Source organism: Brunnivagina elsteri CCALA 953 (genome assembly GCF_002289455.1).
Classification (GTDB): domain Bacteria; phylum Cyanobacteriota; class Cyanobacteriia; order Cyanobacteriales; family Nostocaceae; genus Brunnivagina; species Brunnivagina elsteri.
The window spans coordinates 1-14,399 of sequence record NZ_NTFS01000019.1 but is presented as its reverse complement, the minus strand read 5'-3'; the positions used below and the strand labels follow the sequence as shown (position 1 = coordinate 14,399).

12 protein-coding genes and 1 pseudogene are annotated in these 14,399 nt (G+C 37.8%); 6 read left to right on the top strand and 7 right to left on the bottom strand.

Annotation, left to right across the window (positions count from 1 at the left end; all coding sequences use genetic code 11):
• Positions 1-216: 216 nt before the first annotated feature.
• The 4 genes from CK510_RS03130 to sbcD all read right to left on the bottom strand — a co-directional run bounded on the left by CK510_RS03130 (position 217) and on the right by sbcD (position 8,909).
• Positions 217-3,354, bottom strand: coding sequence for a HEAT repeat domain-containing protein (locus tag CK510_RS03130; RefSeq protein ID WP_095720304.1), 3,138 nt, complete (start codon positions 3,352-3,354; stop codon positions 217-219).
• A 366-nt stretch (positions 3,355-3,720) separates the two neighbouring features.
• Positions 3,721-4,515, bottom strand: coding sequence for a dienelactone hydrolase family protein (locus tag CK510_RS03125; RefSeq protein ID WP_095720318.1), 795 nt, complete (start codon positions 4,513-4,515; stop codon positions 3,721-3,723).
• A 423-nt stretch (positions 4,516-4,938) separates the two neighbouring features.
• Complete coding sequence (locus CK510_RS03120; protein WP_095720303.1) at positions 4,939-6,774, bottom strand: APC family permease; 1,836 nt, start codon at positions 6,772-6,774, stop codon at positions 4,939-4,941.
• Positions 6,775-7,592: 818 nt separating this feature from the next.
• Positions 7,593-8,909, bottom strand: coding sequence for an exonuclease subunit SbcD (gene sbcD, locus CK510_RS03115; protein WP_095720302.1), 1,317 nt, complete (start codon positions 8,907-8,909; stop codon positions 7,593-7,595).
• Here sbcD and CK510_RS31410 point away from each other — a divergent pair.
• Positions 8,892-9,044, top strand: coding sequence for a hypothetical protein (locus tag CK510_RS31410; protein ID WP_158224827.1), 153 nt, complete (start codon positions 8,892-8,894; stop codon positions 9,042-9,044). The two genes, sbcD and CK510_RS31410, sit on opposite strands and share 18 nt — an antisense overlap.
• Positions 9,045-9,101: 57 nt before the next feature.
• On the opposite strand, the gene CK510_RS03110 is transcribed toward CK510_RS31410, so the two are convergent.
• Positions 9,102-9,512 (bottom strand): hypothetical protein, encoded by a 411-nt coding sequence (locus CK510_RS03110; RefSeq protein ID WP_095720301.1) that lies wholly within the window; start codon positions 9,510-9,512, stop codon positions 9,102-9,104.
• Between the two features lie 58 nt (positions 9,513-9,570).
• Between CK510_RS03110 and CK510_RS03105 the strand changes: the two genes are divergently transcribed.
• Positions 9,571-10,572: a nucleoside hydrolase gene (locus CK510_RS03105; protein WP_245911824.1), complete on the top strand. Its 1,002-nt coding sequence runs from the start codon at positions 9,571-9,573 to the stop codon at positions 10,570-10,572.
• Positions 10,573-10,828: 256 nt separating this feature from the next.
• Here the strand turns inward: CK510_RS03105 and CK510_RS03100 are convergent, their stop codons facing one another.
• Complete coding sequence (locus CK510_RS03100) at positions 10,829-11,203, bottom strand: DUF4870 domain-containing protein (protein ID WP_095720299.1); 375 nt, start codon at positions 11,201-11,203, stop codon at positions 10,829-10,831.
• Positions 11,204-11,669: 466 nt separating this feature from the next.
• Between CK510_RS03100 and CK510_RS33845 the strand changes: the two genes are divergently transcribed.
• The 4 genes and pseudogenes from CK510_RS33845 to CK510_RS03085 all read left to right on the top strand — a co-directional run bounded on the left by CK510_RS33845 (position 11,670) and on the right by CK510_RS03085 (position 13,312).
• Entirely contained in the window at positions 11,670-11,792 is a 123-nt protein-coding gene (locus CK510_RS33845; protein WP_281256975.1) for a hypothetical protein, read from the top strand.
• A 12-nt stretch (positions 11,793-11,804) separates the two neighbouring features.
• A complete protein-coding gene (locus CK510_RS32525; protein WP_342745925.1) occupies positions 11,805-12,083 on the top strand; it encodes a HEAT repeat domain-containing protein in 279 nt (92 codons plus the stop codon).
• 151 nt (positions 12,084-12,234) lie between these two features.
• The gene (locus CK510_RS03090) at positions 12,235-12,642 is read left to right on the top strand and encodes a GNAT family N-acetyltransferase (RefSeq protein WP_211293072.1); all 408 of its coding nucleotides are present in this window, start codon (positions 12,235-12,237) and stop codon (positions 12,640-12,642) included.
• A 118-nt stretch (positions 12,643-12,760) separates the two neighbouring features.
• Positions 12,761-13,312 (top strand): annotated as a pseudogene (locus CK510_RS03085) (GNAT family N-acetyltransferase).
• Between the two features lie 425 nt (positions 13,313-13,737).
• Here the strand turns inward: CK510_RS03085 and CK510_RS03080 are convergent.
• On the bottom strand, positions 13,738-14,399 hold a 662-nt coding region (locus tag CK510_RS03080; protein WP_245911823.1), incomplete at its 5' end, for a glycosyltransferase.

Here is a 14,399-nt window from a genome sequence, read left to right as displayed (position 1 = left end):
CAGGCTAACATTCCAATTTATATTTTGGGAACAGTGCATAAGCATCAACCAACTAAAGACTCAGATATCAATGAGTATTTATACTGAATTAATTAAGATAAATAGACATCTTCGGAAAAAATTAGAGACGCGATCGGATAACTTGGATGCGATCGCATTCATTCCACTTCTTTGAAGAATATCGCCTGATTGCGTCAGAAGTCGGGGAAATTGAGATTAGTTTTTCGCTTCCAATCGCTGTAACTGTTTCTTTGCCCATTCCCGCAATTTTTCATCGGGGTCATTTTGGGTGCGATCGCGTAACAGCGACAATACCTGTGGATGTTTGGGGTAATGTTTGAGAATTAACTCCAGTGCAGTTTGACGAGGATTGGTTTTAAAGTGACGTAAAAATTCATCTGAACTAGTTGGAAATGGGTCATTAATTGCAACATGGCAAAATAATTCCAAAATTCCTGCTTCATTTTTGTAATTGCGGGCTAATTCCTCTACCGCAGCGCGTCGCACAGACTCATCATCATCAGTTTGAGCGCGTTGTTTTAAGATGGGTAAAGTATCGGGATCATCTTTGAAATTGCGGGCTAATTCCTCTACCGCAGCACCTCGCACAGACTCATCATCATCAGTTTGAGCTATTTGTTTCAAGATGGGTAAAGTATCGGGGTCATCTTTGTAATTGCGGGCTAACTCCTTTACCGCAGTACGTCGCACATTCCAATTATGTCCAGTTTGAGCGCATTGTTTTAGCCAAGGTAGGATGTCAGGATCATCCTTGATGCGGGCTAATTCCTCTACAGCAACACGTCGCACAGGAAAGTTGTTTTTATAAAAACTAAAATCAAAAATGGCATGATTGTCATAAAAGTTGTCATCAGTTTGAGCAAATTGTTTCAACCAGGATAGAGTATCGGGATTATCTTTGTAATTGCGAGCGAATTCCTGTACCGCAGCACGTTGCACAGACGAGTCATCATCAGTTTGAGCTAGTTGTTTCAACCAGGGTAGGGTATCGGGGTCATCGTTCCATGTGGTAACTATAGTTGTTACTGCCAAAGTCCGAATTTCTGTAACCTTTTTATTATCATCATACTCATGCACTTCATCAGAATCATCCTCGCTGTAGGTAACAATATCAATATCATCGCGATAAAACCCATAACCAGTTAAATTATTAATAACTGCAAACAACTTTCTATCTTGAGCATAAATATCCCGATTTTTCCTTTCTCTAACTTCAGCCAAACATCCTGCTGCTAGAAATAAATTGCTAAACTTCTTCCCTTCCCCATCAATCCCCATCAAATAATCAATAATCTCGGCAACAAATTTAACGTTAATTACTCCAGCAATTAACCGTAATACCTCATGCCAGCTTTCATCATGCCAATGCTGACCAAAAACTTCAGTTTTAAGTTGTTCTAAAGTCAATTCTTTCTTACTTTCAAATAACTCACGAAAAGCTTCAGCACAAAAATATTCTAAAAATGTCCGATGAACAAAGGCATAATAATTATCACCAGCATGACACAAAATAAAATTACGCTGACGCAACTCTTCAATTAAAACTTTTGCCGCTTCCCTGGCATCAAGCTTTGTATTTCCAATAGTTTCTAAATACCCTTGAAAAATCTGCTGTAAATCATTGCCATTAATTAAATTCCCCGTCAAGCCTTTTTCATTTGCCTGCATGTGATAAGCAACTTCCCGCAACATCGCTTGTTTGTCATTTAAATCAATCGAAAACCGAGACATTTTTACATTAGTTAAATTTCTTTCTGCATCCCATTGTTGTAACAATACTTCCGATGCTTTCTCATACAATGTGCTTCTATCCCGTGGCAATTCCCGATGACGGTTGAGTATTGCCATCATCGTTAATAATAGCGGATTCCCTGCGAGTTCTTTAATCGCTTTACTGCGCTCTATTCCCCTTTCTAACCGTGCTTTTTTATCTGCTGCATCGGTTTTGTCATTAAAGGTTAATTGATGCCATCTATTAATGAAATCCTGAATTTGCTCATCATCGAAATCCTGCAACATCAAGTGACGAAATTTACTATTACGAAATCGTTCATCTTTATAACCAATGACGCGAGAAGTCACGATTACCTGTACATCGGGATATTCATCGGTAAAGCGAATAATATCGTTAATAATATCTTCCCGTTGAGTTGGATTAAATACTTCATCCAACCCATCAAACATTACCAAAGCATTACCTTTTTTTAATTCATCGTGTAATTTTAATTGATTTAAATGACAAATTCTTCCCGATACATCATGTAAATATCCAAGAAAGTTGTTACAACGGTTCTCATTAAATTGTCGTGCATAAGTACGCAATTCAATCAATATCGGAATTGCTTGATTAAAGTAATTAGTTAATTTCGATTCTGCCCAATTTAGCGTCAAAAATTGTAATAAAGTTGATTTTCCTGCACCTGGATCACCTAAGATAACTAAATAGTTACGATTTAGCTTTTCGTTAATAATATCAATTACAGAACGAATTGGCGCTTCGATATAGCTTTTTTGATAGCGTTCCAACTCTTTTATATCCACATTTTCTGTTTCTTTACCCGTTTCTTGGAGATATTTTTGATATTCCTTACTCCGCTCAAATACGTGAGGTAAAATCTCCACACATTCACGCACATTTTGAGGGATAAAAACCTGCTGTAATCTCAGTTCGTTATATGCCGAACCGCTAGCATCGAGGGAATCTAACTTTAGACGACCATAATTTAGACGACCATAATTTTGACGAATACTTTCTTGATAGCATCGTAAATCAAAATCGATAGGAACACCAACCAATTCTTGAGTATTCTTTGCTGTTTTCTCAATTTGATGGGAATCAAATACATTCCTTAATTCATCTGACTCGCGAATAATAGCCTTAACTTTCTTGATATAGGGTTTATTTAACCGTTTCCAATCAAAATCTGCTGGAAATGCTAATAAATTTTGGTCATACCAAATTTTTTCTAACCTTTGAGTATCAATACTTTCACATTCAGGATCGAAAGCACTGCCTAATATGTCTTGAACTTCATCGATACGAAGAAACTTAGTTAAAGACGAATTATATTGTTTAACATCATCATCGCTTAAATCAGCAGCAATTAATTCATGCTGGAGAATTTTCAAAAATTCTGCGATCGCTTTACCAACAGCTATATCAATGTCCTCTTTTTTGAGCGACTGAAGAATATTCCCCGGTAAACCCTTAATCACATCTTTGAGGATATCCTTGAGCAAATCCTTACTCAAATCCTCAGCGAATTTCTGCATTACAGGAGTAAACAGAAACCCCACAGCAGTTTGAATACCCCATACCGCTAACCATTCCATAGCCAAATTTGATACTAGTATTTACGCGTATTGACTATGATTATACCGAAGTCTTCAAAAATGGAGACACAGCAAGGGACTTCCAGAAAATAAAATCTCCAAATTGTATATTTACCAACCGTATCATGCATAAGGGTGGGGAGACCCCACCCCTACAATATTGGAGGATTTATTTCTTGGTGTTCCCTAAGAGCGTGCTTATTAAATAATTCTTAAGCTTTAAAAGCCTTGAACTGTCATGCTGACCGGAGCGCTAGCGCAGTGTTCGCGCAGCGTGTCGCTTTGCGACTCAGCGCGTACGTTCCACCCTGCGGGAAGCAAGCTACAGAATGACATAATTTTATTTATAAACATTCTCTAATAGACCTACAATTTATTTTGAAACAGTTCGATAACCTGTTGCCAAGCATCAATTGCAGCTTCTTTATTTAAACTTGGATTCTGTGCTAAAAATGGATACTTATCGATGAAGAATCCAGCAAAAAATCCGTGTCCTGCGTCGTATCGAAATACACGATGATTGATTTGATTTTTCTGTAACTCTGCCTCGATTTTTTGATTTTCTTCCTGGGAAACTAATGAATCTCTCGTACCAAAAAAAGCGTAAATAGTACCTTTGATTTCCTTAGTTCGATTCAATGTTGGTATTTCTTCTCCATAAGAACTTGTTGTAATTCCACCACCGTAAAATGAAGCTGTAGCTTTGATATCTGGTAAAGTTGCAGCCATATAAGCAACGTGACCACCAAAACAAAAACCAATACAGCCAATGGAATCAGTTTTTACATTGGGTAAAGTTTTGAGATAGGTAATCGTAGCTTGAATATCGCTAAGTATTTCTTGATACTTAACTTGTTGATAATATTCCAAACCAAGCTGATAAGCTTCTGGACTATAGCCAATATCTTTTTCGCTAAACCCAAATTCAAAACCGGGGGCAATACGTTGATACATTGCAGGTGCGATCGCAATATATCCCTGTTGTGCTATTAATTCGGTAATATCCCGAATATTCTCATTTACACCAAAGATTTCTTGGAAAACAATAACTGCACCAAATGTTCCTTTACTAGCTGGTTGTGCTAAGTAAGCGTCGATTTGTAAGTCGTTATTAGGTATTTTGATATATGTTGTATTAATTTCAATGTTTTTCGTTGGCATTTTTCCATTGCTGCTCATAATTTTCAAAAGAGGAAAAGTAGAGCGATCGCTTTATTTTTCCTCAATTGGTGTGGAATGATGCTGTGTAATTAATTCTGTCTTACTACTTATACTAAAAATGCTTAAAATCTGGACTTTTTAGTTTAATCTATAAGCCTCTCTCCGCTATGCCTGACGGCAGGCTTACGCCAACGGAGAGGTACCCTGCGGGTAGGCACGAAGTGACTTCCAAAGGTAGCCGCTCCGCGTCTATGGAGAGGGGTTCTATATTAGTCAAGATTAAAGCAGTTCGCAGTATAAGTCCGAACTTATCGAATATTGTAAGGGCGAACGGCTGTTCGCCCTACCATATAAACTAAATTTGCATAAACTTTGACTATCAAAAGATATCAAAATCAACATCCTAGACCAATGCCCCATTCCCTAAAGATAATACCTTACCGTCGCGACAACTCGACTTTTTTTAGCTAATAAAGCCCTTTTCAAGAATAAAGTCGTTTGATTATGCAAAATACTTTCCCACCAATTGCGGGTAACAAAAGCAGGAATAATTACAGTTGTGAAAACACCAGGATGTTGAACTTCAAATTCGCTCACAAAATCCGAAATCGGCTCAATTAAAGAACGATATGGTGAATCAATAATTTCCAAAACAATATCAGACTCTAATTTTTGCCACTGTTGTTGTAACTTATCCCGATCTGTCGAACCAATATCAACGTGAACCGCAACTATTTCATCTGCAATACTACGTGCATAATCCAATGCTTCCACTGTTCCTCGGTTGAGTTGTCCAACTACCACCACTGCTGGATGGGTAACAACTTCCGGTTTGATTCTAGGTATATAGCTGCGAGGTTCTAATTCTTGGGTACTGAGACGTTCTGCCACATGTATATAATGACTGCGAATTGCCATAAATAGCGTTACTAAAATTGGTACAGTTACAACCACCATCCAAGCACCAAGTTTAAACTTAGTGGATACAATCACTCCCAACACTACCAAGGTAGCAACTGCACCTAAACCATTCATCAAAGCACTCGCAAACCATCCTGAACCCTTTTCGTTAAACCAGTGACGCACCATTCCCGCTTGCGAGAGGGTAAATGAAGTGAAAACACCTACCGCATACAAAGGAATCACAGCATTAACATCACCTTTGAAAATTACTACTAAAATTCCCGCACAGACACTCAACAAAATAATTCCATTCGAGTAAACTAACCGTTCTCCCAACAGGGTTAATTGTCGAGGTAAAAAGCCGTCACGTGCCAAAAAGTAACAAAGTCGGGGAAAATCTGCATAACTGGTATTTGCTGCCAGTATTAAAATCAGTAATGTGACAATTTGCAGAAAACCATAAAATAATCCCTGACCAAGAATCATCTTACCCAACTGAGAAACTAAGGTTTCTCCAAATTTGGGAATAATATGATAAATATTGGCTAAGTAAGTAATGCCGACAAACATTACTCCTAAAATCACACTTAAAAAAAGCAATGTTAAACGAGCATTTTGCCATTCTGGTTTCTTAAAAGCCAATACCCCATCAGATATTGCTTCTACCCCTGTCAAAGCTGTACATCCAGCCGAAAAAGCTCTCAAAACAAAAAACAAAGTGAGTCCTTCTGCAACCGGAATCGGTGGATAAGGTTCGGGAACAAACCCATTAGCTTGTTTAAACAAACCGAGAAAAATCAAGATAAAAACACTGACAATAAAAGCATAAGTTGGAATCATGAATATTTTTCCTGATTCCTTTACACCTCGAAGATTTGCCAGCATTAATAAGAAAATAAAAATCAAGCAAAGACTTACTGTAAATGGACGCAACTGAGGAACTAGGGAAGTAAGTGCAGCAGTACCCGCAGAAATACTCACTGTTACAGTCAAAATATAGTCAATCATCAATGATGCACCTGCCACAACTCCCGGATATAAACCCAGGTTCTCCCTTGCGACAATGTAGGAACCACCACCTTTAGGATAAGCACGGATGGTTTGGCGATAAGATAGTACCACTATGACTAGTAGCAAAATAATTGCCACTGCGATCGGCATAGATACAGCCAAAGCACCAGTTCCCGCAGCTACTAAAACCAGCAAAATCTCTTCCGTCGCATATGCAACTGAAGACAGCGCATCGGAAGACAAAACAGCAAGTGCTGCTGCATTACTCAACCTTTCCTCAGAATGTGCGCTCGTCGGTAGGGTTTTACCAAGCAAAAATTTTTTGATTTGGGGATAGAGGGACATATAAGGTCAAAGTCAACCTGATAACAATTGCTATCATCTTCATCGCAGCCAATTAATTAATCTGCTATAAAGATGAATATTACAATTGTCACAAATCTCTAACCAATTGATGGCGTTTTTTATCAGATAATTGGGTTGATTGAGTTAAGGACAATTTTTAAACTGGCTACAACACAAAAAAAATTGATTTATTTACTGATATGATTTTTTGTATTAATTGAATAAGGTTGACATTTTATAATGGGAGTGTGGCTTGATCTAAAAAATTTTAATGATATCCGATTATGATAATAATCAACTTTAAATTTAAAAATATAAAATAACCATACCACGAAATAAAATTTTTTTCTCAAAATCCGAAAAATTATTACAAAAAGAAACATTAGCCATCTTCAATGTAAAGTATGGCGTAATGCTTGACTACTATACATAAATCATACGTAATTTTTTTGAAGCGATCGATAAAAATCCGTCTTTTTTGCGTTTTTTACGGAATTCAGAGAATATGACGCGGCAATTTTTACTTACGAATTGGTGGAGTTGTCTTTTGATATGCATGATTACATTAAGCTAAGGAACGGGAATTTAATAACATGCAATTTTGCTCGAATATGAAATGGTACGTTACGCTCCGTTAAAATAACGTGAGTTCGAGAACATTGAGAATAATGCTTTTTAGGGGTTTATGTGGGTTAGAGAAACCCGGTTTCTAGGTTTTTCGTACTAATTAGAGATGTCTCATGGGAGAGAAACCGGGTTTCTGCAAATAAAACTAGCGTTAACACAACAGCAATAAAGGGGGAGGAAAATCCACATTCCTAAAGAAGCTTTAATTGGGTATCATTCCCAACTGCTGACAAGGTATTTGCCATTTGCGAAGAATTATCGCTTTCTGTAACTTCCTGCCAATTTTCTTCATTTTCCGACATTAAATTATTTGCAGCTTCTAGCATCTTTATGGAAATTTCTTTCAAATCTTCACGATTATTTAAATAAGTTTTTAATGCTTCCATTGGGTCTATACTGCTACTTGCACTTAGTTCGGGAATGCGAGGACGTGCAAGCTGACTGATTAATTCGGGATTAATGGTGTAGGTATGGGCTTTGCTTAAGGCTTCGTGCAATGCCGAATTTTCGATTAAATCTAGCTGTTCGGAGCGTAGCTTATATATTAATCGAACTACCGCATCTTCAAGATTATGTTTCGCGATCGCTTTTATTATCGCAGCTTGTGGGTCTTCAATTTTGGAAACATCAAGTTCGATAGTCCGAAAAACCCTCACTTCTAGGGGGCAAAATTCCCAATCCACATTACCCCGTTCCAGTTCAACCATCACATAACCTTTATCTTCCTTCTCTTCGCTAAAATCAACCCGTTCAATGCTTCCTGGATAAACAACAGGTGGATTATTTTGTTTATTCAAATTTTGGTGTTTGTGAACATGTCCCAAAGCCACATAATCAAAACAATCGCGAACTAATAGGGAGAGAGGCAGGGTAAACCCTTTACCAACAGCTAAGTATCTTTCCGCACCCAAAGTTGCATTATCAGCCATCAGGTGAGCAAGTAGAACAGTCGGCACATCAGGATTCAGACGGCGTACCTCACCTTCGATAACCACCCGCAGCCTTTCTGTAAGGATTTGATTGACTTCCGACATTGACATGCCTTCAGTATCCTGCCGCGTCATCAGTGTCGAACGAGTCAACCAAGGCAGTGTTACCACTTGGACAGGACCACTTCGAGTTTGGATAAAATGAGTAGTTAAACTATCGCCAACAATAAATCCGGGCACACCCAGAGTACGGTAAATACAGAGACTAGCACCACCTTGCCCTTGGGAATGCTGATCGTGGTTTCCCACTAATAAAACCGTAGGAATATCAGCATCGACGAGACGACGAAATTGCGACGCAAAAGCCTCTTGAACGAATGGTGGAGGAGTTGCATCAGGAAAAGCATCACCACCGAATATAACCAAGTCTACAGGTTCTGCGATCGCGCGATCGATACATACCGACAGCGTGCGGACAAAATCCTCTAAACGGGTATTTAATCCTGTTTCTGGGTTCACACGTCCATGTGTGAAACCGCTTCCCATATGGATATCAGATAGATGAAGGATTTTAATCATTGGGATTGGGGATTGGGGATTGGGAATTGGGAATTGGGAATTGGGGATTGGGGATTGGGAATTGGGGATTGGATATTGGGATTGGATATTGGGAATTGGGGATTGGATATTGGGATTGGGAATTTAAAAATGTAGAGACGCGATATATCCCGTCTCTCTGCGATATATTAATATTTTATTTTCCAGAAATCCCTAACGTTCTGCTAGCATTTGGGATAATTCTCCATGCATTAATGCGATATTTGGATCGCGTTGGATAGCGTGGAAATAGCGTTGTCCTAAATCTGTACCTTCATTATCGGGTTGAAGTAGGTCTTTTGTTTGTGCTAAAAGTTCGCTTGGCTTTGCGATCGCTATAGCTTCCTTCGCAAATAAGACTTCATCGATGCGGACAATTAACTGTGAAATCTGATGCAACCAGTTGAACCACTCATGTCCAATGACTAGCCTTAAAAACTCACCGTTCGATTGGATTTGTCCGTACACTTGTTCATATACTATCCTTTCTGAGTCAAGTAACGCTTTGTGGAGTCGTAGCAGTAAATGCCTTACTTCCCGCAAGCGTTGGAGTGTAGAATCGGGGGATGGGTTGCTTGAAGACATCGAGTCAGAATGAAGCTAAACACTTTTCTGATTGTGTCACATCGCGGCTATAGTATAAATGTATCTTGAATACTTAATGTATAATCGTCTGAAAATTATCTTAGATACCGATCCAGGTGGTGATGATATTTTCGCCCTCCTCTGGATTTTAAGCTTGGTAAAACAAGGGTTTATGGAGCTAGTTGCAGTCACAACCGCACAGGGTAATGTGAATGCAAATGTTACCTTTGAATGTGCGAGTCAAGTATTAGGTTTAACAGGGTTTGCACAAATAGAAATTGGCAAAGGGGTAATATTTACATCAGCAGAAATTGAAGATGCTGCCTATATTCACGGTGTTGATGGGATGGGTGGTTTAGCGGCAACTTTACCAGCAGGAAAACATAAATATAGCACTGCACCGACTTCTGATGACTTGATAATTGAGAAGTTAAATGCCGAACCAGGGGAAATCACCTTAATTGCGATCGCGCCTTTAACTAATTTAGCAGCAGCCGAAACCAAATCTCCTGGTATCCTTAAAAAGGCTAAGGAAATTATCATTATGGGTGGTGCTTTTCGAGTATCAGGAAATGTCACATCCCATGCTGAATTTAATATTGGTTTTAATGCTGAAGCGGCAAAGGTAGTTTTTAATAGTCGTAATGATATTGTGATATTACCTTTGGATATCACCAGTCAATTAATTTTTACTCCAGAAATGGCAAAAGATGTTTCTCAAGTCAATCCTCAAAATCCGATTGCTAAATTTATTTTGGAATTAAATAATTTTCTCACCGAAAGTTCTTTAAATTACCGTCAAACTGAAGGAATAAAAGGTTTTTTAGTTCACGATGCGGCAACTATTGCTTATCTTTGTTACCCAGAAACATTACTCTTACAACGTGCGAGGGTAGAAGTGGAAACCCAAGGTACATTTACCAACGGACAAACAATATTTGACGATAGACATTATCCAAAAACAAACCCTAATGCATGGGTTTCATTACAAGTAGATGAAGCGAATTTATTAGCAAGTTTAGTTGAAGATTTGAAAGTTCTAATTTTAGGTGAAAATTAAATATAGGAATCCGGTTTGATTTTTGATAATATACGTAGGGGTGGGGTTTTCCCACCCTTAGTTACGAGTGATAGATAAATCTGTAACTTGGAATATTCTATTTTCTAAAAGTCCCTTAATATGAGACTAATATCCCAAAATTTTATAATTGAGGGATATCAAACCGATTTTTTTATATATCCAATAAAACAAAAAACTAAAGATTCCCAACTTATCCAAAGAAGCGGGAATCTCAACTTAATATTTTACGAATTAATTAAAAAACTCTAAAAATAAACGGATAGCGGAAAGCCTCATCAGGTTGGCTAAAACAATGTAATAACGCCAATACTGTCAAACCCCAATGAATCGCAAACCCAAGGGCAACAACAGGGAAGAATAAAATTCCGCCTAAACCAAAAGTAATAAAAGATATAATAGCCAATGGAACACCAATTAAAGTAGCCCAGAACCAAACATTTAGGTGAAAGTTCATAGATTCTTTGGCATTACTCTTAACAACTGGGTCATCAGAAATTATATTAATTATAATTGGAACTCCAATCGAAAATAATGTAGTGCTAAAGAAAATAGCCCCATGACATAGAGCGGATAGCAACTTACGTTTATCGTAATCAAATGAATTTTGCATTCTGCTGTCTCCTCAATAAGTTTTCTTGCTTTGCTGGATTTGGTTGTTTTTAATTTACTCTTTCTTACTTTGATTGTAACCAACATTAATCAAAACTTAGTACTGAAGTTTACCGTACATAGGCAGTTATGAAGCATTTGTTTTAGATAGCTTAACTTTCAAGAGGATTTCACGAAAATAGGTGATGAGGTTTACCGAACTAATTCGCCAAACTATACTCAAAACGGATAGAATATAAACCTTTGTCATGCTGACGAAGGTACGTTCCACGTTCCCGCAGGGTAGCATCTAAAAACTTTTAAGGTATTTGAAAGTATATTCTTAACCCGTTCTTAGTATACATAGTACGATAGTAACCAAAAAAGAATATATTACGAGAAAGTATAAGTCTTGTTTTCCCGCAACTACCATTACTGTATAGCAGCAATTCCTTCAATCGTAATAAACATAAATTAAACTAAAGCAAATGACTCAAACTCCAATCGAAAAAATTGAAATAAACTTGCGTGCAGAAGCACTAAACCAACGCAAAGCAGCTTTAGACGAACTAGCAGAATTTCCCCCAGAGGTTGCGATAAGCGAAGCTTAATGCCGGAGGCATATCGCAATATTAAACAAACTTGCCAAGGAAAATGATTTTGGATTGCGTAGATTAGCTGTCATCGGTTTGGGAAACCACAAAAATGCAGCTTCCTTTCAAGCATTACAAAATATCCTCGAAAACGAAAAAGATGATAGTGTTCTCGCAGAAGCAGCGATCGCATTACAGTATTCCCAGCAATCTCAAGCAAAAGAACTCATTGCCAAACTCCAGCAAGACGAACATTATCGAGTAGTAGCAGCAGCGCTAGAAGTTGCAGCAAGCTGGGATAATACTTAGTAAATATTATTTCTTAGGTATTAATTAATGTAGTTATTTCCTAAATTATCGTAAATGTTGCAGAAAATGATTTTTTTGGGTTTAATATAACCCGACTTCCTTTTTGCGCTTTTTCCCCAGCGCTATCAAAAATGACGGCTAGATAATATCCATGACAATCACATTTTCGGAAACACGAGACATCGAAGCAGCCCAAGTTGTCGTACTGTATAAAGTTAACCGTTGGTCATCAGTAAGAAAACCACAACTGCTATACCAAGCCCTAATTAATTCCCACTACCTAGTGTCAGCATGGGATGGTAAGCGCTTGGTTGGGATAGGTAATGCTATTTCCGATGGACACTTAGTAGTTTATTATCCCCACTTGCTTGTAGACCCAGATTACCAAGGGCTAGGTATCGGTACAGAGTTAGTCAATATGTTAACCAAGAAGTACGAAGGATTCCACATGCAAGTTTTAGTGGCAGACAATGAAGCAATTTCATTTTATGAAAAGTGCGGTTTTGTTAAAGCAGGGAATACCCAAGCAATGTGGATTTATGAAGTGAATGAACATTAATTTAGTTGGTTTTATTCAGATTAATATTAAATAACATCTATCAATTTTTTTTTCTTTCTCTGTGTCCTAATCAGGTTTATTTTTATATCTTTTCCCTTACCCCCTTTAACATAATAGTATGTCGAATTATTCTCAGAATAGTGATGGCAGCAAACAAATAAATGCAATTGTCGAAACTCCCCGTTTAATATTGAGGGAATTTACACCAGCAGATGTGACAGAATTAGCAACAATTATCGCGAAACCAGAAGTAATGCACTTTTCTCCAACAGGTTCAATATCCATCGAACAAACAGCCGCAAAAATGGCTTCCTTTATTGATTCCTATATTGAACGGGGATATGGAAAATGGGCAGTAATTGAGCGTCAAACTTGTCAATTAATTGGTTATAGTTGAATTGCAGTTGAAGAAATAGAAGGTAAACACGAAAATGAATTAGGTTATCGATTTGACCCAAATTTTTGGGGACAAGGTTTAGCAACAGAAGCAGCTATAGCTTGTTTAGAATATGCTTTGAATACGTTGAAATTAAAGTATGTATTGGGAATTGTCTATCCTGAGAATAAAGCATCTATCAGAGTTTTAGAAAAAATCGGTATGGAATTTGTTAAAGAATCATTGTGGTGTGAGGAAGTAGTTGAGATATATCGAAAAAATATAAATAAGTAAGATGCCTTAAATAAACATAACTATGTAAAAAAATATAAAAGAACCTAAACCCTCGCGTAGCATTCCGTGGAAGTAAGCTATCCAATGAAATAGTTATATATTTCCCCAGCGACTTACTTAGGAACGTGAATTTATTAACTTACAATTTTCGCTCATCGGCTAACCTGCGTAATTAAAAAAGTTTTGAACCAAATTTTGCACTTTATTTAATCCACGTTCCTTAGTGTTTAGTGAAAAAGTTTTATAATGCGATCGCAACCTATTAGGTTTGACTAGATAAAACAGGCTGATTAGTAGACACTACGTGTTCGATAATATCAACTGCTCTATTTAGCCCTCCCGAACTACGGATAGCCTCTTGTAACCTTAGGGCATTCTTTTTGTAAGAGTCTTCTGTTAGTACGCGCTTAATAGTGTCTCGCAGCTTAGGTACAGTCAAACTCAGCAGGTAACTGACAGATATGAGCCAGTTTACCGACAGCATCTTCACGCTTGATATAAGGTGGTAAATTCCATCGACGACGTTGATTTACTACTAAATCCCAAATTTTTAGTGATAAACGGTCAAGCAAAAAGTTACCTACTTGATTTCGCTTACGAGACCACCAAGCTTGATTGTTGCTCCAGGGCGTAAAATAGGGTGGAACTCTTTCTTCTCTATTAGTTAGCAGAGCATTAGATACAGTAACAAAGGGTATATTCACGAAGTCGGCAATGGTTCCACCAGCAGGTATTAGTTGGTCAACTAATAGGGCTTCTATGTTTGCCTTAGAAAGCGCTTCTGGGACTTCACGAAAAAGCATAGCTGTTTCTTTTTCCAGCCAATCGATTGTAAAACGCAACGCTGGTAATCCACTCATCTCACCCAATTTTTTATACATTGGTTGTAGACTTCCAAGCGGAAATTCAGCCTCTCCAATGGTGTAAAATTCTAAGCCAGCTTTCTGTACCTTAGTTTGGATATCGGGCATGTGAAATAATGTGACGCGATGACCGCGCCGTTGTAATTCTCTACCCAAAGCACACATTGGGTTGAGATGACCGATTGCAGCAGGACAAAGAATCCCAAAATGACTCATGGTAGATG

Excerpts from the sequence above, each read along its gene's own strand:
- CK510_RS03090 (WP_211293072.1), top strand. The coding sequence starts at position 12,235 with ATGACAATCACATTTTCGGAAACACGAGACATCGAAGCAGCCCAAGTT.
- CK510_RS03110 (WP_095720301.1), bottom strand. The coding sequence starts at position 9,512 with ATGTCTTCAAGCAACCCATCCCCCGATTCTACACTCCAACGCTTGCGG.
- CK510_RS03100 (WP_095720299.1), bottom strand. The coding sequence starts at position 11,203 with ATGCAAAATTCATTTGATTACGATAAACGTAAGTTGCTATCCGCTCTA.
- CK510_RS03130 (WP_095720304.1), bottom strand. The coding sequence starts at position 3,354 with ATGGAATGGTTAGCGGTATGGGGTATTCAAACTGCTGTGGGGTTTCTG.
- sbcD (WP_095720302.1), bottom strand. The coding sequence starts at position 8,909 with ATGATTAAAATCCTTCATCTATCTGATATCCATATGGGAAGCGGTTTC.
- CK510_RS03125 (WP_095720318.1), bottom strand. The coding sequence starts at position 4,515 with ATGCCAACGAAAAACATTGAAATTAATACAACATATATCAAAATACCT.
- CK510_RS03120 (WP_095720303.1), bottom strand. The coding sequence starts at position 6,774 with ATGTCCCTCTATCCCCAAATCAAAAAATTTTTGCTTGGTAAAACCCTA.
- CK510_RS31410 (WP_158224827.1), top strand. The coding sequence starts at position 8,892 with ATGAAGGATTTTAATCATTGGGATTGGGGATTGGGGATTGGGAATTGG.
- CK510_RS33845 (WP_281256975.1), top strand. The coding sequence starts at position 11,670 with ATGACTCAAACTCCAATCGAAAAAATTGAAATAAACTTGCGTGCAGAA.
- CK510_RS03105 (WP_245911824.1), top strand. The coding sequence starts at position 9,571 with ATGTATCTTGAATACTTAATGTATAATCGTCTGAAAATTATCTTAGAT.